At 62.2% G+C, this 20,282-nt stretch carries 20 protein-coding genes and 2 tRNA genes; 18 read left to right on the forward strand and 4 right to left on the reverse strand.

The window, feature by feature from the left end; genetic code table 11:
- Nucleotides 1-64: 64 nt before the first annotated feature.
- The 12 genes from bamB to KY494_RS26000 all read left to right on the forward strand — a co-directional run bounded on the left by bamB (nucleotide 65) and on the right by KY494_RS26000 (nucleotide 11,709).
- Nucleotides 65-1,210 (forward strand): outer membrane protein assembly factor BamB, encoded by a 1,146-nt coding sequence (gene bamB, locus KY494_RS25945; protein ID WP_219133699.1) that lies wholly within the window; start codon nucleotides 65-67, stop codon nucleotides 1,208-1,210.
- 4 nt (nucleotides 1,211-1,214) lie between these two features.
- Nucleotides 1,215-2,561: a ribosome biogenesis GTPase Der gene (gene der / locus KY494_RS25950; RefSeq protein WP_010399874.1), complete on the forward strand. Its 1,347-nt coding sequence runs from the start codon at nucleotides 1,215-1,217 to the stop codon at nucleotides 2,559-2,561.
- Nucleotides 2,562-2,789: 228 nt separating this feature from the next.
- A complete protein-coding gene (hfq, locus tag KY494_RS25955) occupies nucleotides 2,790-3,026 on the forward strand; it encodes an RNA chaperone Hfq (protein WP_008450615.1) in 237 nt (78 codons plus the stop codon).
- A gap of 114 nt (nucleotides 3,027-3,140) precedes the next feature.
- A complete protein-coding gene (gene hflX / locus KY494_RS25960) occupies nucleotides 3,141-4,364 on the forward strand; it encodes a GTPase HflX (protein WP_219888694.1) in 1,224 nt (407 codons plus the stop codon).
- A gap of 2 nt (nucleotides 4,365-4,366) precedes the next feature.
- Nucleotides 4,367-5,662 (forward strand): FtsH protease activity modulator HflK, encoded by a 1,296-nt coding sequence (gene hflK / locus KY494_RS25965; RefSeq protein WP_219888695.1) that lies wholly within the window; start codon nucleotides 4,367-4,369, stop codon nucleotides 5,660-5,662.
- A complete protein-coding gene (hflC, locus tag KY494_RS25970) occupies nucleotides 5,662-6,549 on the forward strand; it encodes a protease modulator HflC (protein WP_219888696.1) in 888 nt (295 codons plus the stop codon). Before hflK ends, hflC begins: the two co-directional genes overlap by 1 nt.
- Nucleotides 6,550-6,819: 270 nt before the next feature.
- Nucleotides 6,820-7,980, forward strand: coding sequence for an ATP phosphoribosyltransferase regulatory subunit (locus tag KY494_RS25975; RefSeq protein WP_219133695.1), 1,161 nt, complete (start codon nucleotides 6,820-6,822; stop codon nucleotides 7,978-7,980).
- Nucleotides 7,981-7,983: 3 nt separating this feature from the next.
- Entirely contained in the window at nucleotides 7,984-9,297 is a 1,314-nt protein-coding gene (locus KY494_RS25980) for an adenylosuccinate synthase (RefSeq protein ID WP_096236844.1), read from the forward strand.
- A 66-nt stretch (nucleotides 9,298-9,363) separates the two neighbouring features.
- Complete coding sequence (locus tag KY494_RS25985; RefSeq protein WP_034752020.1) at nucleotides 9,364-9,909, forward strand: phosphoribosyltransferase; 546 nt, start codon at nucleotides 9,364-9,366, stop codon at nucleotides 9,907-9,909.
- A gap of 65 nt (nucleotides 9,910-9,974) precedes the next feature.
- Nucleotides 9,975-10,484, forward strand: a complete 510-nt coding sequence (locus tag KY494_RS25990; RefSeq protein ID WP_219888697.1) for a GNAT family N-acetyltransferase — start codon at nucleotides 9,975-9,977, stop codon at nucleotides 10,482-10,484.
- Nucleotides 10,481-11,407 carry a WD40 repeat domain-containing protein gene (locus KY494_RS25995; protein ID WP_219888698.1) on the forward strand — a complete coding sequence of 309 codons (927 nt, stop codon included), beginning with the start codon at nucleotides 10,481-10,483 and terminating at the stop codon, nucleotides 11,405-11,407. The genes KY494_RS25990 and KY494_RS25995 overlap by 4 nt, the downstream gene beginning before the upstream one ends.
- Complete coding sequence (locus KY494_RS26000; protein WP_219133690.1) at nucleotides 11,404-11,709, forward strand: NIPSNAP family protein; 306 nt, start codon at nucleotides 11,404-11,406, stop codon at nucleotides 11,707-11,709. Before KY494_RS25995 ends, KY494_RS26000 begins: the two co-directional genes overlap by 4 nt.
- Before the next feature lie 29 nt (nucleotides 11,710-11,738).
- Here KY494_RS26000 and KY494_RS26005 read toward each other — a convergent pair whose 3' ends face one another.
- Together KY494_RS26005 and KY494_RS26010 are read right to left on the reverse strand one after the other, a co-directional pair.
- Nucleotides 11,739-12,446, reverse strand: a complete 708-nt coding sequence (locus tag KY494_RS26005) for a hypothetical protein (RefSeq protein ID WP_219888699.1) — start codon at nucleotides 12,444-12,446, stop codon at nucleotides 11,739-11,741.
- 30 nt (nucleotides 12,447-12,476) lie between these two features.
- Nucleotides 12,477-13,538: an AI-2E family transporter gene (locus tag KY494_RS26010; protein WP_219888700.1), complete on the reverse strand. Its 1,062-nt coding sequence runs from the start codon at nucleotides 13,536-13,538 to the stop codon at nucleotides 12,477-12,479.
- A gap of 207 nt (nucleotides 13,539-13,745) precedes the next feature.
- On the opposite strand from KY494_RS26010, the gene KY494_RS26015 reads away from it, so the two are divergent.
- Nucleotides 13,746-14,372, forward strand: a complete 627-nt coding sequence (locus KY494_RS26015; protein ID WP_219133686.1) for a flavin reductase family protein — start codon at nucleotides 13,746-13,748, stop codon at nucleotides 14,370-14,372.
- On the opposite strand, the gene KY494_RS26020 is transcribed toward KY494_RS26015, so the two are convergent.
- A complete protein-coding gene (locus KY494_RS26020) occupies nucleotides 14,345-15,211 on the reverse strand; it encodes a helix-turn-helix domain-containing protein (protein ID WP_258194471.1) in 867 nt (288 codons plus the stop codon). The two genes, KY494_RS26015 and KY494_RS26020, sit on opposite strands and share 28 nt — an antisense overlap.
- A gap of 56 nt (nucleotides 15,212-15,267) precedes the next feature.
- On the opposite strand from KY494_RS26020, the gene KY494_RS26025 reads away from it, so the two are divergent.
- Entirely contained in the window at nucleotides 15,268-15,762 is a 495-nt protein-coding gene (locus tag KY494_RS26025; protein ID WP_257572015.1) for a DUF3224 domain-containing protein, read from the forward strand.
- Between the two features lie 191 nt (nucleotides 15,763-15,953).
- On the opposite strand, the gene uvrB is transcribed toward KY494_RS26025, so the two are convergent.
- Nucleotides 15,954-18,041: an excinuclease ABC subunit UvrB gene (gene uvrB / locus KY494_RS26030; RefSeq protein ID WP_257572014.1), complete on the reverse strand. Its 2,088-nt coding sequence runs from the start codon at nucleotides 18,039-18,041 to the stop codon at nucleotides 15,954-15,956.
- Between the two features lie 111 nt (nucleotides 18,042-18,152).
- Between uvrB and KY494_RS26035 the strand changes: the two genes are divergently transcribed.
- The 4 genes from KY494_RS26035 to KY494_RS26050 all read left to right on the forward strand — a co-directional run bounded on the left by KY494_RS26035 (nucleotide 18,153) and on the right by KY494_RS26050 (nucleotide 20,235).
- The gene (locus KY494_RS26035) at nucleotides 18,153-19,367 is read left to right on the forward strand and encodes an amino acid aminotransferase (protein WP_219888701.1); all 1,215 of its coding nucleotides are present in this window, start codon (nucleotides 18,153-18,155) and stop codon (nucleotides 19,365-19,367) included.
- A 131-nt stretch (nucleotides 19,368-19,498) separates the two neighbouring features.
- Nucleotides 19,499-19,574 (forward strand) — tRNA-Asn (locus KY494_RS26040).
- A 135-nt stretch (nucleotides 19,575-19,709) separates the two neighbouring features.
- Nucleotides 19,710-19,785, forward strand: a tRNA-Asn gene (locus KY494_RS26045).
- A gap of 123 nt (nucleotides 19,786-19,908) precedes the next feature.
- Nucleotides 19,909-20,235 (forward strand): Dabb family protein, encoded by a 327-nt coding sequence (locus KY494_RS26050; RefSeq protein ID WP_219888702.1) that lies wholly within the window; start codon nucleotides 19,909-19,911, stop codon nucleotides 20,233-20,235.
- Nucleotides 20,236-20,282 lie beyond the last annotated feature (47 nt).

A 20,282-nucleotide genomic window follows, 5' to 3' on the forward strand; every position in this document is an offset into this window, starting at 1 on the left:
CGCGCGGCGTTGTGCGCCGCCTGCCTTGCCCTTACAAGTACAAGAAAAAGGTTGGATAACACTTATGCGTGTCACTGAAAAGCTGGTAGCTGCAAGTCTGTTGGCCCTGATGGCCGGTTGCTCGTCGTGGAACCCGTTCGCCTCGAAAGACCCGAAAGTCGAACCGGCCAAGCTGGTCGAGTTAAAATCGAGCATCGCCGTGCGCGACGCCTGGAAGTATTCGATCGGCAAGGCCGGCGTGTACGCGTTGACGCCGGCGCTGGCCGGCAGCAGCCTGTACGTGGTCAGCGCCGATGGCGCGCTGGCGCGCCTGGATGCGGCCAGCGGCCGTGAAACCTGGCGCGTCAAGGCCGGCAGCGACATCACGTCAAGCGCCGGCAGCGATGGCAGCGTGGTGGCCGTGGGCGCCGCCAAGGGCGCCGTGCTGGCGTTTGACGCCGATGGCAAGCAGCTGTGGAAGGCACAGGCGTCCAGCGAAGTATTGACGGCGCCCGTCGTGGGGCAGGGCGTGGTCGTGGTGCGCAGCGTGGACAACCGCATCGTCGGCTTCGATGCCAGGACGGGCGAGCGCAAGTGGACGGTGCAGCGCGCCACGCCGGCACTGACCCTGCGCAATGCGCCGGGCATGGTGCTGGGCGGCGCGAATGTCTATGTAGCCCAGCCGGGCGGCAAGCTGCTGGCACTGACGGCGGCCACCGGTGTGGTACGCTGGGAGATCGTCGTCAGCGAACCGCGCGGCGCTACCGAACTGGAGCGCGTCTCCGACATCGCCGGCACGCCGGTGGTGTTTGAAGGCGAAGTGTGCGCCGTCACGTACCAGGGCAAGGCGGGCTGCTTCGATGCCGCCACGGGCGTGCCGCGCTGGACCAAGCCGTTCTCGTCCGATGTGGGCGTGGCCGTCGACCAGCGTTTCGTGTTTGCCGCCGACTCCCAGGGCGCGGTGGTGGCGTTCAGCCGCGAAGGCGGCCAGAGTGCCTGGAAGAATGAGGCGCTGGCGCGCCGCCGCCTGTCGACGCCGGCCTCTTTCGGCCGCAGTGTCGCCGTCGGCGACTATCAAGGTTATATCCACTTCCTGTCACGGGAAGATGGCGCATTAATAGGTCGTGTCAGCACCGACGGTAGCCCGATTGTTTCGGCTCCTGTTGTTGCCGGTTCGAATTTGATTTTTCAAACCCAATCAGGGACAGTGACCGCTCTCGCGGTCGAGTAATACAATGAAGCCGGTAATTGCACTAGTAGGTCGACCCAATGTTGGGAAATCGACTTTATTCAATCGTCTGACCCGCTCGCGCGATGCGCTGGTGGCGGATTTGCCTGGGTTGACGCGCGATCGTCACTATGGCGAAGGCCGTGTCGGCGAACGTCCCTTCCTGGTCATCGATACGGGTGGTTTCGAACCCGTCGCCAAGGAAGGCATCATGCACCAGATGGCACTGCAGACCAAGCAGGCCGTGGCCGAGGCCGACGTGGTGGTGTTCATCGTGGACGGCCGTCAAGGCCTGACCCCGCATGACAAGACCATCGTCGACTTCCTGCGCAAGAGCGGTCGCCCGGTCTTGTTGGTGGTCAACAAAAGCGAAGGCATGCGCTACACGGCCGTCGTGTCCGAATTCTATGAATTGGGCATGGGCGATCCGTATGCGATCTCGTCGGCGCACGGCGACGGCGTCAACGACCTCGTCGAAGTGATGCTGGACCTGGCGTTCGCGCAGCGTCCGGACGAGCCTGAAGAGCTGGAAAAGACCGACCGCGGCATCAAGATCGCCCTCGTCGGCCGCCCGAACGTGGGCAAGTCGACCTTGATCAACACGCTGCTGGGCGAAGAGCGCGTGATCGCCTTCGACATGCCGGGCACGACGCGCGACTCGATCGAGATTCCGTTCGAACGCGATGGCCAGCAATACACCTTGATCGATACGGCCGGTATCCGTCGCCGCGGCAAGGTGTTTGAAGCGATCGAGAAATTCTCGGTGGTGAAAACCCTGCAGTCGATTTCCGAAGCCAACGTGGTGGTGCTGATGCTCGACGCGCAGCAGGATATTTCCGAGCAAGACGCGCATATCGCCGGCTTCATTCTGGAATCGGGCCGCGCGCTGGTGGTGGCCGTGAACAAATGGGATGGCTTGCAATCGCACGAACGCGACGAGATCAAGATCGATATCGACCGCAAGCTCGATTTCCTGTCGTTCGCGCAGATGCATTTCATTTCGGCGCTGAAGGGCACCAACATCGCTCCATTGATGAAGTCGCTCAACGCCGCGTATGCGGCCGCCATGTGCGACCTGTCGACGCCGAAGCTGACGCGCGCCCTGATCGAGGCCGTGGAGAAGCAGGAGCCGCGCCGCAAGGGGTCGATTCGTCCGAAGCTGCGCTATGCCCACCAGGGCGGCATGAACCCGCCTGTGATCGTTATTCACGGCAATGCGCTCGACGCCGTTGGCGACCCGTACAAGCGCTATCTGGAAAAACACTTCCGCGATACGTTTGCCCTCGTCGGCACGCCGCTGCGCATCGAACTGCGCACGGGTAAAAACCCGTTTGCGCGCACGCCAAGTAAGTAAAATTAAGTGCATATTAAGGCGCCGCAGAGATAATGCGGCGCCGACAGCCAATTCGATGGCTTTTGCACGGAAATAATAAAGTGTTAATGCGCCATGCGCGACAGCGATCGCGAAAACAGGTTACAGTAGCTATGACGCATCTTTCTTTCTTTGAAAGGTGTGAGAGCACTTGAAATCAAGCGAGTCGCCTCCAATTCTTACACAACAACATAAACAAACGGAGCTGTTATGAGCAACAAAGGGCAACTGTTACAAGACCCATTCCTCAATGCATTACGCAAAGAGCATGTTCCTGTCTCGATCTACCTGGTCAATGGCATTAAATTGCAGGGCCATATCGAATCGTTCGATCAATATGTCGTATTGCTGCGCAATACGGTGACACAGATGGTGTACAAGCATGCCATCTCGACAGTGGTGCCGGCCCGTGCCGTCAATCTCAATATTGAATCTGAAGCGGAGTAAAGCGTTGAGCTTGACGGCCCAGCGCCTTTCACCCTCCATCGCCCCCGTCCGCGCCAGCGGCGCTGATGCGTTTGCATCGGCGTCGGCGTCCGCCGCAACTTGTCTGATGCCATCATGCGCGCCGTACTAGTCGGGGTTGACTTCGGTCACAGCGACTTCGCCGCCAGCATGGAAGAACTCATGCTGTTGTCGCGTTCGGCTGGCGCGGACCCGATTTCCACCATCACGGCCAAGCGTTCCAGTCCCGATTCCGCGTATTTCGTCGGCAGCGGCAAGGCCGATGAAATTGGCGACATCGTCGTCAACGATGGCCTGGAAATCGTCATCTTCAACCATGCCCTCTCACCTGCCCAGCAGCGCAATCTGGAAAAGCGCCTGAATGTGCGGGTGCTCGACCGTACCAGCCTGATCCTCGACATCTTCGCGCAGCGCGCCAAGAGCCACGAGGGCAAGCTGCAAGTCGAGCTGGCCCAGTTGCAGCATCTGGCCACGCGCCTGATCCGCGGCTGGACCCACCTTGAGCGGCAAAAGGGCGGTATCGGCTTGCGCGGTCCCGGCGAGACGCAGCTCGAGACCGACCGCCGGCTGATCGGCGACCGTGTCAAGGCCTTGCGCGCGCGCCTGGAAAAGCTGCACAAGCAACGCGAAACGCAGCGCCGCGCGCGCGGCCGCAATCACACATTCTCGGTGTCCCTGGTCGGCTATACCAATGCCGGCAAGTCGACCCTGTTCAATGCCGTGACCAAGGCCGGCGTGTATGTTGCCGACCAGTTGTTCGCCACGCTCGACACCACCTCGCGCCGGGTTTACCTGGGCCAGGAAGTGGGTAACGTGGTGATCTCCGACACGGTCGGCTTCGTGCGCGAATTGCCGCATCAGCTGGTGGCCGCGTTCCGTGCCACGCTCGAAGAAACCATCCATGCCGATTTGCTGCTGCATGTCGTCGACGCCGCGTCGCCGGTACGCATGGAGCAGATCGAGCAGGTCAACCTGGTCTTGAAAGAGATCGGCGCCGATCACATTCCGCAAATCCTCGTGTGGAACAAGATCGACGCGGCCGGGCTGGAGCCTTCGGTGGAGCGCGACGAATATGCTACGATCAGTCGCGTCTTCGTCAGTGCGCAGAAGGGCAGCGGGCTCGACCTGCTGCGCGATGCGATTGTCGAGATGGCCAGGAAGGCGCCTCGTTCGGCGCACCTGTATCAGAACGACGCAGCACCGCAGGAAGATCAGTTGGACGGTCAGTACGACCAGCACGATGGCGCCGCCCCGGACCAGGACGAAGAGCCTGGCGAGGACGATAGGATTTCCACCCACTCCCAAGTCGGAACACGATAGTTATGCTTGTCTCCCTACTCAAAAAAACAGGCTTGAAGTTGTCCCTGAACGATCCCCGCTGGGGCAATCGCAAGGACGACGGCAAGAAAGCCCAAGAAGGCAAAAAGCCCGGCGAAGGTCCGCCGGACCTCGATCAGTTGTGGCGCGATTTCAATCAGCGCCTGAACGCCTTTTTCGGACAGAAGAACCGTCCCGACAACGGCGGCAATAACAACGGTGGTGGCGGTGGCCCGCGTCCCGACATGAAGGGCGTCGGCATCACCGCCGGCGTGGTCGGCGTGATCGCCGTCTTCATCTGGCTCGCCAGCGGCGCCTTCATCGTGCAAGAGGGCCAGAGCGGCGTGGTGCTGACGTTTGGCCAAGTCACGCGCACGGCGCCGGCTGGTCTCAACTGGCGCTGGCCGTATCCGTTCCAGACCGACGAAACCGTCAACGTGTCGCAGGTGCGCACGGTGGAAGTGGGGTATCGCACGTCGCTGCGCAACAAGCAGGCCAGCGAGTCGCTGATGCTGACGGACGATGAAAACATCATCGACATCCAGTTCGCGGTGCAGTACACGCTGAAAGACCCGGTGGAATGGCTGTTCAGCTTGCGCGACCAGGAAGACACCCTGCGCCAGGTCGCCGAAACGGCGATCCGCGAAGTGGTCGGCCGCAGCAAGATGGACTTCGTGCTGTATGAAGGTCGTGAAAAAGTGGCCTTTGACACGCAGAAATTGATGCAGCAGATTCTTGATGATTACAAGGCTGGCGTGTTGATTAACAATGTGACGATGCAGGCCGTGCAGCCGCCGGAGCAGGTGCAAGCCGCCTTCGACGATGCCGTCAAGGCAGGCCAGGACCGTGAGCGCCAGAAGAATGAAGGCCAGGCGTACGCCAATGACGTCATTCCAAAAGCACGCGGCGCAGCATTCCGCCTGATGCAGGAAGCCGAGGCCTACCGGGCCATGGTGACCGAGAACTCCGAAGGTAATGCGTCGCGCTTCAAGCAGGTGCTGGTTGAATACCAGAAGGCGCCGGTCGTCACGCGCGACCGCATGTACCTGGAAACGATGCAGCAAGTGTTCAGCAGTGCCAGCAAGGTCATGGTTGACGCCAAGACGGGCAGCAATCTGCTGTATCTGCCGCTCGACAAGCTGATCGCCCAGCAGGCGGCGTCGGACGCCTCGGCCGCAACAGCGCGCGCCGCAGCGGCCGCACCCGCAGCCAATACCGTAATGCCACAGGAAGCCATGCAGACAGTAGAAGTTAACCAGCGTCGCGACAGCCGCTCTTCGCGTGAACGGGAGAGCCGCTAATGAACCGTATCGTTGCCGCCCTGATCGCGGGCTTTATCGCGATCATGCTCTTGTCCTCGACCGTGTTCGTTGTCGATCAGCGTAAATACGCCATCGTCTTCGCCCTCGGTGAAGTCAAGGACGAGATCAGCAAGCCAGGCTTGTACTTCAAGCTGCCGCCGCCGTTCCAGAACGTCATCTACCTGGACAAGCGGATCCTGACGCTCGATACGCCGGAACCGGAGCGCTTCATCACGGCCGAGAAGAAGAATATTCTCGTCGACGCATATGTGAAGTGGCGCATCGTCAATCCGAAGACTTATTTCCGCAGCTTCGGCGGCGATGAAAGCCGCGCCCGCAACCGCATGTCGCAAATCGTCAAGGCCGCGCTGAATGATGAAATCACCAAGCGCACGGTGCGCGAAGTGATCTCGGGCGAGCGCGGCAAGGTGATGCAGGCGATCAAGGCCAAGGTGGCGGCCGAGGCCGAGGCCATCGGCGTGGGCATCGTCGATGTGCGCCTGAAACGCGTCGATTACGTCGATCAGATCAACAACTCGGTGTATGAACGCATGAAGTCCGAGCGCGTGCGCGTGGCCAACGAGCTGCGTTCGACCGGTTCGGCCGACTCCGAGAAAATCCGCGCCGACGCCGACAAGCAGCGCACGGTGATCCTGGCCGAAGCGTATCGCGAAGCCGAGAAGATCCGCGGCGAGGGCGATGCCAAGGCGTCGCAGATCTATGCGGAAGCGTTTGGCAAGAATCCGGAGTTCTACAAGTTTTACCGTAGCCTGGAAGCTTACCGCGCCACGTTCAAGGACAAGGGCGACGTGATGGTGGTCGATCCGAGTTCGGAATTCTTCAAGTACTTCAAGGGTAACGGCACGGCCGCTCCGTCCAAGAAGTAAGGCAGCATCGAGACTGCACCTGGCCGCAAGGACGGGTGCGGCAGCAGCGGGGCCGGCATTGACGCCGGCCCCGTTTTTTTGTGCCCGCCAAGCTGTTGCGGGAAGGCGTAAAATGCGGTGTTTTTAGGGCTGTGTGGCAGCTATTCGGAGAACTTGTCCCTAAAGGCCCGTGTTTTCGCGTAAAATATCAGGTTCGGCCTCTTGCCTGGCGCGCTCGCCGCTGCCTCGCATGATGCATTTTTTCAACTTTCTTCCGTATCTCGCTCCCTCATGCCGAATTGGCTTTTGCCCGAAAATATTGCCGATGTTCTGCCGTCGGAAGCGCGCAAGATCGAAGAGCTGCGCCGCCTCATGCTGGATAATTTCCGTCTGTACGGATATGAACTGGTGATGCCGCCGCTGCTCGAGTATCTGGAATCGCTGATGACCGGCGCTGGCAAGGATACCGACCTGCGCACCTTTAAACTGGTCGACCAGCTGTCGGGCCGCATGCTCGGCCTGCGCGCCGACATGACGACGCAAGTGGCGCGCATCGACGCCCATTTGCTGAACCGTGCCACCGTGACCCGCCTGTGCTACGCCGGCAGCGTGCTGCATACCCGTCCGTCGGGTCTGCACGCCACCCGCGAACCGCTGCAAATCGGCGCCGAAATCTATGGCCATGCCGGCCTGGAAGCGGATGCCGAGATCCAGGAACTGGCGCTCGCTTCGCTGGCACTGGCCGGTTTCGACTCTGTCCGTCTGGATTTGTCGCACGTCGGCCTGTTGCGCGCTATCATCGCGCAAGACGCCGCTGCCGTGCGCGACGAGGCAGCGCTGTACACTTTGCTGCGCGCGAAAGATGCGCCGGGCCTGCGTGCGCTGACCGCCGCCTACGATCCCGTCACGCGCGATGCGCTGCTGGCCTTGCCGAACCTGTACGGCGATATCGACGTGCTGGCGCGTGCGCGCGCAGTGCTGCCGCCGCTGCCGGGCGTGCTCAAGGCGCTGGCCGAACTGGCCGCGCTGGCAGGATCCGCCCTGGGCCGCGCCGAAGTGGCGATCGACCTGGCCGACCTGCGCGGCTACCAATATGAAAGTGGCGCGATGTTTGCGCTGTATGTACCTGGCTTGCCGAACGCGGTTGCGCGCGGCGGCCGTTATGACCACGTCGGCGAAGCGTTCGGCCGGGCACGTCCCGCGACCGGCTTCTCGCTCGATTTGCGCGAACTGGCGCGCCTGTTGCCGACCGCGGAACGGAAGCATTCGATCCGCGCGCCGTGGGGCAGCGCGCCAGAATTGAAGGAAAAAATCGCCGAGTTGCGCAAGGCGGGCGAGGTCGTGATCCAGAGTATGCCGGGTCACAGTAATGAACAAGACGAGTTCGAGTGCGATCGCGTGCTGGTACTTGCCGATAATGGTAGTAGCTGGATTCTTAAAAACTTAGGTTGAGTGATGTCAAAGAAAATTATGGCAAAGAACGTCGTTGTCATCGGCACCCAATGGGGCGATGAGGGTAAAGGCAAGATCGTCGATTGGTTGACCGATCACGCCCAGGGTGTGGTGCGCTTCCAGGGCGGCCACAATGCAGGCCACACGCTGGTCATCGGCGGCGTCAAAACCGCGCTGCAGCTGATCCCGTCGGGCATCATGCGTCCAGGCGTCGCCTGCTACATCGGTAACGGCGTGGTCGTTTCCGTGCCGGACGTGCTGCGCGAAATCGACAAGCTCGAAGCGGTCGGTGTCGAAGTCGCCTCGCGCCTGAAAGTGTCGGACGCGGCGCCCGTGATCCTGCCTTACCACACCGCGATCGACCTGGCGCGTGAAGTCAAGCGTGGCGATGCGAAGATCGGCACCACCGGCAAGGGCATCGGCCCGGCCTACGAAGACAAAGTGGCGCGCCGCGCGATCCGTATCGCCGACTTGCTGAACGAGAAGCGCTTTGCCGAAAAGCTGGCCGAAAACCTCGATTACCACAACTTCGTGCTGGAAAACTACCTGAAGGCGCCGAAAGTCGACTATCAGAAGACCCTCGACGACGCGCTGGCCTATGTGCCGCGTCTGCGTCCGATGGTCACCGACGTGTCGAGCGCGCTGTACAAGGCGCACAAGGCCGGCGCGAACCTGCTGTTCGAAGGCGCGCAGGGTTCCCTGCTCGACGTCGACCACGGCACCTACCCGTTCGTCACCTCGTCGAACTGCGTGGCCGGCAATGCCGCCGCCGGTTCGGGCGTCGGTCCTGGCATGCTGCACTACATCATGGGCATCACCAAGGCTTACACGACGCGCGTCGGTTCCGGTCCGTTCCCGTCGGAACTGCCAACGGATGCGGGCGTCGGCCACCACCTGGCGCAAGTCGGCCATGAATTCGGCACCGTGACGGGCCGTGCCCGCCGCTGCGGCTGGTTCGACGCCGCCTTGTTGCGCCGCTCCGTGCAGATCAACGGCGTGACGGGCATGTGCCTGACCAAGCTGGACGTACTGGACGGTATCGAAACGCTGAAACTGTGCACCGGCTACACCATCGACGGCGTGGCCACGGACATCTTCCCATCGGGCGCTGAAGAAGCCGCACGTTGCGTACCGGTGTACGAAGAAATGCCAGGCTGGACGGAAAGCACGGTCGGCGCGAAATCGCTGGCGGCCTTGCCGGCGACGGCGCGCGCTTACATCAAGCGCATCGAAGAACTGGTCGGCGTGCCGGTGGACATGGTTTCGACCGGTCCTGATCGTGAAGAAACGATCGTGCTGCGCCACCCATTCGAGTAAGCTGCTGGACACAATCCGCCGCAAGGCGGATTTTTTTAATCACGCTAATAATAAGATTTCACTATCATGACTACCCCACAATCGAACGATCAACATCTCTGGGTCAACTGGGAAGAATACCACCGCCTGATCGAGCGCCTGGCGCTCAAGGTCTACGAATCGGGCTGGAAATTTGACCAGGTACTGTGCCTGGCGCGCGGCGGCGTGCGTCCCGGCGACGTGTTCTCGCGCATCTTTGATTTGCCATTGGCCATCCTGTCGACCAGCTCTTACCGCGAAGACGCGGGCACCGTGCGCGGCGACCTCGATATCGCCAAGTACATGACCATGACCAAGGGCCCGCTGGCCGGCCGCATCCTGCTGGTCGACGATCTGGCCGATTCCGGCGTCACGCTGGACAAGGTCACGCGTCACCTGAAGGAAAACTTCCCTGACGTGACCGAAGTCAAATCGGCCGTGATCTGGCTCAAGGGCTGCTCCGTCGTGCGTCCTGACTACTTCCTCGACGAACTGCCGCACAATCCGTGGATCCATCAGCCGTTCGAAGACTACGACGGCCTGCGCCCGCACCAGCTGGCGGCGTGGATCAAGAAGGGCGAAGCAGGCAAGTAACTGCGTGCGCGCTTGCAAAAAAAAGACGATCGTGTATCGTCTTTTTTTTCGTCCAAGGAAATGCCATGACCATACTGACAACGGCGCGCCTGCGCCTGGAGCCGATCACGGAAGACCACTACGAGCGCATGCGCACGCTCAACACCGATCCCGAGGTGATGACCTATCTGAACGCGGGCCAGCCCGAGTCGGAAGAGGTGACGCGCGCTGCCATCACGCGCACCATGGGGCGCTGGGCCGAGTGGGGCTATTCGTGGTGGGCGATGATCCGCCTCGACGACGGCGCGCTGGTGGGCATGGCGTGCCTGCAGCACCTCTCCGGCGACAGGGCCAATCCCCTTGAAATAGGCTGGCGCCTGGCGCGGACCAGCTGGGGCCAGGGCTATGCCAGCGAAGCGGCGCAAGCCATCGTCGCGCATGCCTTCGACGTCGTCGGCGCGCCCGAAGTGGTGGCCGTGGCGCACCCGGACAATGCCGCCTCGATCAAGGTCATGACGCGCCTGGGCATGCAATACGTGGGCATGGAACGCCACTACGACCTCGACAGCGTGGTGTACCGCCTGGCGCGCCCATGACGGCAGCGCGCAAGCCTCTGAAGCTGGGCTGCAGCTACGGCGTGCGCTTTTCACCCGATGGCACGCGCCTGGCCGTGCTGGGCCGCGACCTGGTCCTGTGGGACGTGGCGGCAAGGCAGAAGCTGTGGCGCGGCAAATTCATCGCGCACATGTCGGGCATGGCCTTTTCGCCCGATGGCGGCCGGCTGGCCATCAAGAGCACGACGGGCCAGCTGGCCGTGGTGGATGCGCAGGCGGGCCAGTTGCTGCTGAACTTCCAGAACAAGAAGGATGGCGAAGGCTGCGGTCCCGCATGGTCGCCGTGCGGCCGGTATCTGGCCGACGGCGGCTGGGATGGTCGTCTGCGGATGCGCGACGCGCAGACGGGCGAGGTGCTCTTCACGCAGGAGCATCCGGGCGAGATGCTGCGGGCTGTCTGCGCCATTGATGGCGGGCGGCGTTTGCTGCTCCAGCACGGCGTCAAATCGGTGGACGAGGGGCAGGTACAGCCGCCCGATTACTGCAGTGTGTGGGACTGGCCCTTGCAGGCGGGAGGAGGGACGGTGGTGCTGTCGCTGCCGGGCATGATGGCGTGTGCGCCGTCGCCAGATGGGGAATCTCTGGCCGTGCTGCACCACGCCGGCGGCGCGCAGTATCTGTCCATGTACGCGCTGGCCGACGGCAGTTGTCTGGCCAAGGTGCCCGTGGAGGCGGGCGGCGGCACGGGCAACGGCTTGCGCTGGCTGCCCGACGGCAGCGCGCTGGGACGCATCGGCAAGGGCAAGCTGCTGTTTTACGGTTGGCCGGGGTTAAACGTCCTGGCGCAGGAAGATTTTATTTATCCCTGCGCGCTCGATTTTTTGCCTGGCTCGCCATTGTCCGCCATCGGCTCCTGGGAATCTGGCATGCTGATGGAGTTGAACGTTCACAAGGAAACCGCATGATCACCTGTTATTTGCGCTACATCATCGACCCGTACAAACTGACGGAATTCGAAGCCTACGGCAAGCTGTGGATACCGCTGGTCGAACGCTTCGGCGGCCAGCACCACGGCTACTTTTTGCCGTCGGAAGGCGCCAGCAACGTCGCGCTGGCCATGTTTTCATTCCCCAGCCTGGCCCTGTACGAGCAGTACCGCAGCGACTCCATGCAGGACGCCGAGTGCCAGGCGGCCTTCCTCTACGCCGAAGAAACGCGCTGCATCGTCAGCTATGAGCGCAGTTTTTTCCGGCCCGTGTTTGGCTGAAACGGCGTCGTGCCCGCTATCGACCGCGATTAAAACCGGATGGGACAAGGCGCCGCGGTCCCTTCGCCAAAACCGGCGTAGCCGGATCGCGCGCTGAGGTTCAGCGTCATGTTGCCTTTGTCCGGCAAATAGATGCAGTATTCACCGGTCGCCGTGATGACGCGGTAGATGCGCTTGGGATCGTTTGGTGCGCTCCACAGTTCGATACGCGCCGCTTCGAACCACTTCGGCTTGACCGCCGCATGCGCTTCCGCAAAGCCTTTCGCCAGGCGCGTGTGCGCCGTCTCGGGCGGCGCCACGAACTCCTGCGGATGCTCGCTGCGCAACTGGCGGTCGATGGCGCCGACTGCCTGCAGCGCCTGTTGCGCCAGGGGGAGGGGGGCGGCCTTGGGTGCGGCAGGCACCGGTTCTGCCGGCAGGGCATCGTCTTGCGGCGGGTCCTGCAGCGGTGCCGTCGCCTCCTTCGGTGGCGACACGCTTGCCACGCTCGATGGAACGGCTGGCGGACGTGCCGGCGCCGGATCGGGCTTGGCGGGTGGATTGAACCTTGGCATGGGCGGCAGTGGCGGCATCAGCTGTAGCCAGACCCGGTCATCGTGCTCGATTCTGGTGTGGACTGGCCGTGTGGCCGCCCAGAACAACGCCAGGTGCAGCAGGATAATCGCGGCGATGTACCGGCCATGGGGACGCTGGCCGAGAGAAAAATCATGCTCCTGTAGTGCAAGGTCGATGCGCATCTGTTTCCCGCTTGGTCAGGTCGCCACGCCTCAGTCCTCGGCCTGGAATTCGCTGGCCGAGACGAACAGATCCCACGAAGCGATGAACAGGGCCGCCACCACGGGGCCGATGACGAAGCCGTTCAGACCAAACAGGGCCATGCCGCCAACGGTCGACAGCAGCACCATGTAGTCGGGCATCTTGGTGTCCTTGCCCACCAGGATGGGGCGCAGCACGTTGTCGACCAGGCCGATGACGAAGACGCCGAAGGCGGCCAGGCCGGCGCCTTGCCAGATGGCGCCCGTGGCCAGGAAGTAGACGGCCACGGGGGCCCAGACGAGGGCGGCGCCGACGGCCGGCAGCAGCGACAGGAAGGCCATCAGCACTGCCCACAGCAGCGGGGCCGGCACGTCGAGGAACCAGAACGCCAGGCCGCCGAGGGCGCCCTGGGCGATCGCCACGAGGATGTTGCCTTTCACCGTGGCGCGGATCACCGTGGTGAAATTGGTGAACAGGCGCTGCTTGTACTTGCGGCTCAGCGGCACGGCGCCCTTGATGCGGGCCGACAGCGTGGAGCCATCGCGCATGAGGAAAAACAGCAGGTACAGCATGATGCACAGGCTGGTGAGAAATTCGAAGGTGTACAGGCCCACATTGATGGCTTTGACGGCCACCACCTGGCTCACCTGCGTGGCGCCCTCGGCCAGCTTGTCCTGCAGGCTGGCCAGGCTGGTCAGGTTGAAGCGCTCGAGCAAATTGATCAGCCATTGCGGCAGCACGGCCATGATTTTATTGAAGAACATGGCGACCGTGATTTCACCCGAACGTACCATCTCCACGACGCTGGCCGCCTGGTTTACCAGCGACACGGAAATGAGCGACAGCGGCAGGATCACGATGACGACGATGAGCAGCAAGGTCAGCAGCGACGCCAGGCCGGCGCGGCCCCTGGTTTTCCGCAGCAGCCAGCGGTACACGGGCGCGAACAGGATCGCCAGGACGACACCCCAGAAGATGGCGCCCGCATATGGCGCCAGTATCGTGCCGAAGCCGATGGTGACGATGCTCAAGAGGAGCAAGAACACTTTCTGGTGCAGCGTGAGGGTAGGCATGGGCGGTAGCGCAATGAGCAAGGTTGAGTTGCCCCATCATAAGCGAGGCGTGCTGCGGCGCGCCATACAATTGTGGCCTTGGTAGTTTGTGCGCGAGCGCACCCGGCGCCGGCGGGCCGGCAACGCGGTGGCGGCAATTCCAGTAAGCTGTCGTTTCAGGCGCTCCATCCCGGGCGCCGTTGATTTCTTTTGACTTCAGGAACGCGCGTGCTTGACCCTATTCACTTTTATGAACCTGCGCAGGGCCATGGCCTGCCGCACGATCCCTTCAATGCCATCGTGGGGCCGCGTCCTATCGGCTGGATCGCCACGCGCAGCAGCGCAGGCGTGCTCAATCTGGCACCGTACAGTTTTTTCAATGCGTTCAATTACACGCCGCCGCTGATCGGTTTTTCCAGCATCGGCCGCAAGGATACCTTGCGCAATATCGAGCAGACGGGTGAATTCGTGTGGAACCTGGCGACGCGTCCGCTGGCCGCGGCGATGAATGCCAGCTGCGCGCCGGCGCCGCCCGAGGTCGACGAATTTGCGCTGGCCGGCCTGACGCCGGCCGCCTCGCGCATCGTCAAGGTGCCCCGCGTGGCCGAGAGTCCCGTGTCCTTCGAATGCCGGCGCACGCAGATCATCGAGCTGCAAGGATTGAATGGGGAGGGTGTCGGCAGCTGGCTGGTGCTGGGGGAAGTGGTGGGCGTGCACATCGCGCGCCACCTGTTGACCGATGGCGTGTACGACACGGCCGCCGCCGCGCCGATATTACGCGGCGGTGGTCCGGCCGATTATTTCGAGATCGGACCGGACAGCCTGTTTCACATGCGACGGCCAGTCTGGCCATAGGCGACTGTCGCCAGCTGCGAGCGGCGATAGTCGAGCGGCGTGCTGCCTACCAGTTCCGTAAAACTGCGGCTGAAATGGGCCTGGTCAAAAAAGCCCAGTGCATGCGCCAGGCTGGCCAGGTCGGGCGCATCGGGCTGTGCCAGGCGCCAGATCGCCTCCTGCAGGCGGTAGCGCTGGATCACCCATTTCGGCGGCACGCCCACGTAGTTGGCGAACAGGCGCTGCAGCCGGCGTTCGCCAATGGCCATGGTTTCGCACAGCTGCGCCACGCTCGCCGGACCGTTGTGGGCCGCCGCCGCCGCGGTCAGCCTGGCGGCCAGCAGGGCGGCGTCATCGACCTGCGGCAGTCTTGCCAGCAGCAGTGCCTGTGCCTGCGCCACCATGGCCAGATCGTCGGACTCGCCTAATATCCGCGCCTCGGCCTGTGCTGCCGGCATGCCCAGCAGCGCATCAGCGGCGATGGTCGTGTCGGTGAAGGTCGACAGTGGCTGCGTGATGAACGGGCGCAGGCCGCCTGGCGCGAAACGCACGCCCAATACTTTGCCGGCACCGGTCAACGGCCTGTCAAAGGCGCCGCGCACCACGCCATGGATGGCGCTGCGCCCAAGGTCGAATACCAGGTGGGCATTCGGGTAGGGCAGCACGCGCTGCGTCTCCGGTGCGCGGCCCCGCCGGTCCCATTCGACCACCCAGAAGTAGTCGACAAACGGCGCCAGCGCGGCAGCCGGTGGATAGGTTGCCAGGCGTATGCGGCGTGCCGCCGCCTGCGGGTCGACGATGCCTTTTGGCGCCTGGCCGCGCGCGGCGAGCAGATTCATCGTGCTGTCGGTTTTATCCAATATTTATCTCCTGCGCGGCCTTAATCTGGCCCTCTCGCATTGATCGGAAGGGAATCATGAAATCACACAGTTTGTCGGGCCTGATGCTGGCCGCATGTTGTCTATCGGTGGCGCCAGCCGGCGCCGCCTCGTCTGCAGAGGGAGATCATCGCATGCACGCGCACGCTACGGGAAGTTTTAGCATCAGCATGACGCCGGCCACGGCGTCGCAGCGCGCGGGGCGCACGACCTTGGGCAGGGTGCTGCTTGAGAAGGTGTATGCGGGCGACCTGGTCGCCACGGCCAAGGGCGAAATGCTCAATGCCGTGACGGACACCCAAGGCGCGGCCGGCTATGTCGCCATGGAAGCCATCACGGGCATCCTGCAAGGCAGGCAAGGCAGCTTCGTCGCGCAGCATGCGGGCACCATGGCCGACGGCAGGCAGCAGCTGAGCATCGTCATCGTGCCGCATTCCGGCACGGGGCAACTGGCGGGCATCAGCGGCACGCTGGCCATCCGCATTGAAAACGGCCAGCATTTCTATGACATCGATTACTCGCTGCCGGAGTAGGGCAAACCCATGGGCAGCAATCCTGTACTCGCTGGTACGGTCAAGCCACAGTTCAGGACTTCGTGCCGAGCGGCTTTTCAAGTAGGTCGGATTAGCGGCAAGGCCGCGTAATCCGACACCACCACCAGCGCCAACAATGTTGTCGGATTACGGCCCGCAGGGCCTGATCCGACCTACGCATGGTGTGGTATTCATTTTCCCAGCATCGACGCCACATTGTCCGTACCCGGCGCGCCGAACAGCTGCTGCTTGAGGATGTGCAGCTGGTCGCGCACTTGCGCCGCCTTTTCGAACTCCAGGTTTTTTGCGTGGTCGAGCATGAGTTTTTCCAGGCGCTTGATTTCCTTGCTGACCTGCTTTTCGCTCATGGCTTCGAACTTCGCCGCTTCTTGCGCCACTTGCAAGGTTTCGCGCGCTTCCTGCGGGCTGTAGACGCCGTCGATCATTTCGCGGATCGATTTTTTCACGCCGATCGGGATGATGTTGTTGGCCGTATTGAAGGCGATCTGCTTGGCGCGGCGGCGTTCCGTCTCGTCGATGGCGCGGCGCATGGAATCCGTGATGCGGTCGCCGTACAAGATCGCCGTGCCGTTCAGGTTACGCGCGGCGCGGCCGATGGTCTGGATCAGGCTGCGCTCGGAGCGCAAGAAGCCTTCCTTGTCCGCGTCGAGGATGGCGACCAGCGACACTTCCGGCAAGTCCAGGCCCTCGCGCAGCAGGTTGATCCCCACCAGCACGTCGAAGGTGCCCAGGCGCAGGTCGCGCAGGATTTCCACGCGCTCCACCGTCTCGATATCGCTGTGCAGGTAGCGTACCTTGATGCCGTGGTCGCCCAGGTATTCCGTCAATTGCTCCGACATGCGCTTGGTGAGCGTGGTCACCAGCACGCGCTCGTCCTTCTTGATGCGCTCGACGATTTCCGACATCAGGTCGTCCACCTGCGTGCTGGCGGGGCGCACGATGATCTGCGGGTCGACCAGGCCTGTGGGGCGGACCACCTGTTCGACCACCTGGTCGGAATGGTTTTTTTCGTAGTCGCCCGGGGTGGCCGAGACGAACACCGTCTGGCGCATCTTCTGTTCGAATTCCTCGAATTTCAAGGGCCGGTTGTCCAGCGCCGACGGCAGGCGGAAGCCGTAGTCGACCAGGTTGGTTTTGCGCGAGCGGTCGCCGTTGTACATGGCGCTCAGCTGGCCCGTCAGCACGTGCGACTCGTCGAGGAACATCAGCGCGTCGGCCGGCAGATAGTCGACCAGCGTCGGCGGCGGTTCGCCCGGCAGCGCGCCGGACAGGTGGCGCGAGTAGTTCTCGATGCCCTTGGTGAAACCGATTTCGGCCATCATTTCCAGGTCGAAGCGCGTGCGCTGTTCCAGCCGCTGTTCCTCGATCAGCTTATTCTCCTTGCGGAAGAACTCGAGGCGCTCGCGCAGCTCGTCCTTGATGGTTTCCACGGCGCGCAGCACGGTGGAGCGCGGCGTCACATAGTGCGAACCCGGGTACACGGTGAAGCGGGGGATTTTTTGCCGCACGCGGCCCGTCAGCGGGTCGAACAGCTGGATCGACTCGATCTCGTCGTCGAACATTTCCAGGCGCACGGCCAGTTCCGCATGCTCGGCGGGGAAGATGTCGATGGTATCGCCGCGCACGCGGAAGGTGCCGCGGCCGAAGTCGACCTCGTTGCGCGTGTACTGCATCTGGATCAGGCGCGCGATGACGTCGCGCTGACTGACCCTGTCTTTTACGCGCAACGTCAGAATCATTTGGTGGTATTCGTTGGGGTTACCGATACCGTAGATGGCCGAGACGGTGGCGACGATGATGACGTCGCGCCGCTCCATCAGCGACTTGGTGCACGACAGGCGCATCTGTTCGATATGCTCGTTGATCGACGAGTCCTTTTCGATGAACAGGTCGCGCTGCGGCACGTAGGCTTCGGGCTGGTAGTAATCGTAGTAGCTGACGAAGTATTCGACCGCATTTTGCGGGAAAAAGTCGCGGAACTCGCTGTACAGCTGCGCCGCCAGCGTCTTGTTCGGCGCGAAGACGATGGCGGGCCGGCCCATGCGCGCGATGACGTTGGCCATGGTGTAGGTCTTGCCGGAACCGGTCACGCCCAGCAGGGTCTGGAAGGCCAGGCCATCGGCAATGCCTTCGGATAACTGGGCGATCGCCGCCGGCTGATCGCCGGCCGGAGAGAAGGGCTGGTGCAGTTTGAAAGGGGAGTCCGGGAAAGAGATAATTGCGCTTTCCGCCTCGCTGGCGGTAGATAATTCGGGCATGTGAATCAGACCTTTGTTAGAATAGTGCTCTGCTGGCGGCCCTGGCGTTGTATTCGGGGCGCTGTCTACAACTCCGCTGTGAACCTGCTTCCAATCGAATCCAATCTTATCATGACGAACCCAACTGTTTCTGCCAGTCTGTTTAGCGCCATCGAGATGGCCCCACGCGACCCGATCCTGGGCATCACCGAAGCATTTAACGCGGACCAGAATCCCGCCAAAATCAATCTGGGCGTTGGCGTCTATTATGACGACAACGGCAAGGTGCCTCTGTTAGCTTGCGTACGCAAGGCGGAAGCCATCCTGATCGAGCAGGCCGCCCCACGCACCTATCTGCCGATCGAAGGCCTGGCTGCCTACGACAAGGCGGTGCAAGAACTCGTATTTGGCGCCGATAGCGCCGTTATTCAAGAGCGCCGTGCCGTGACCGTGCAAGCCATCGGCGGCACGGGCGCACTGAAGATCGGTGCCGACTTCCTGCAGCGCTTCGCGCCGGGTGCGCAAGTCTACATCAGCGACCCGAGCTGGGAAAACCACCGCGCGCTGTTCGAAAGCGCCGGTTTCGTCGTGAATAACTACACGTACTACGATGCCGCCACCCATGGCGTGAACTTCGACGGCATGCTGGCCAGCCTGAACGCCATGCCAGCGGGCTCCATCGTCGTGCTGCACGCCTGCTGCCACAACCCGACCGGCGCCGACCTGAGCGTGGCCCAGTGGGATCAGATCATCAGCGTGGTCACGTCGCGCGGCCTGGTGCCGTTCCTGGACATGGCCTATCAAGGTTTCGCCAACGGCATCGCCGAAGACGGCGCCGTGGTGCGCCGCTTTGCCGACGCGGGCGGCCCGCTGCTGGTGTCGAACTCGTTCTCGAAATCGTTCTCGCTGTACGGTGAGCGCGTGGGCGCCCTGAGCGTCGTCGCCGCCAGCGCCGATGAGGCGGCCCGTTTGCTGTCGCAATTGAAACGCGTCGTGCGCACCAACTACTCGAACCCGCCAGTACACGGCGGCAAGGTGGTCGCCACCGTCCTGGCCACGCCGGAACTGCGCCAGCTGTGGGAAGAGGAACTGGCCGGCATGCGCGTGCGCATCCGTGAAATGCGCAATGCCTTCGTGGAAAAACTGAAGGTCAAGGCGCCGGGCCACGACTTTGAATTCGTGCGCCAGCAAATCGGCATGTTCTCGTACTCGGGTCTGACCAAGGAGCAGGTGGCGACCTTGCGCGAGCAATCGATCTACGCCGTCGACACGGGCCGTATCTGCGTGGCAGCGTTGAATTCGCGCAATATCGACATCGTCATTGACGCGATCGCCAAAGTGCTTTAAGATCTTGCTTCTTCGGCGCTGCATGCAAGTGTGGCGCTGATGGCAGTGGAAAGTCGGCGATGGCCGTGTTTGTCGAGATGCAGTATGAGTCTTGCAAATACGAAACAACCGACATATAATATTTCCTCTTTTCCCTGATAGCTCAGTTGGTAGAGCGACGGACTGTTAATCCGCAGGTCCCTGGTTCGAGTCCAGGTCGGGGAGCCAGAATTCGAAAGGCCACGTTGAAAAACGTGGCCTTTTTTGTTTTTGCGGCACCAGCGCGTGACTTGGGGCAAGATAAGATTTCCCCTATGGAAATCTGGACAGCGCCAGGTTTGGCCTATATAATACGGCCTCTTTTCCCTGATAGCTCAGTTGGTAGAGCGACGGACTGTTAATCCGCAGGTCCCTGGTTCGAGTCCAGGTCGGGGAGCCAGAATTCGGAAGGCCATGTTGAAAAACATGGCCTTTTTTGTTTTCCGGCGCCGTCAGCAGGGCTGGCCGGTGCGTGATCGCGTTTTGCGCTATCCTGAATGCATCACTTCAGGAGCCCCTTCCCATGACTTGTACCTCCGCCTTGCGCCACATCGTCCTGTGCGACTTTCTCGATGGCGTCACGTCCGCCAAACATGCCGAGCTCGTCTATGAGTTTTCCCAACTGAAACACCGCATTCCTGGCGTGCGGCAATTTGAATGGGGGCCGAACGTCAGCCCGGAAGGCCTCGATGATGGCTTTACCGATTGCTTTACCCTGACCTTCGACGATGCCGCTGCGCGCGACGTGTATCTGACCCATCCGGCCCACCTGGCCTTTGTCGAGCAGCTCAAGCCATGGCTGGGTCGCGTGCTGGTCTTTGACTACTATCCGCAAGAGCATCCCGGCTGACCGCAACCGGGCAGGGTGACGTCGGGAAAATGCACATTTTTCGGAGG

Origin of the sequence: Janthinobacterium sp. PAMC25594 (assembly GCF_019443505.1) — a bacterium.
Lineage (GTDB): Bacteria > Pseudomonadota > Gammaproteobacteria > Burkholderiales > Burkholderiaceae_D > Janthinobacterium.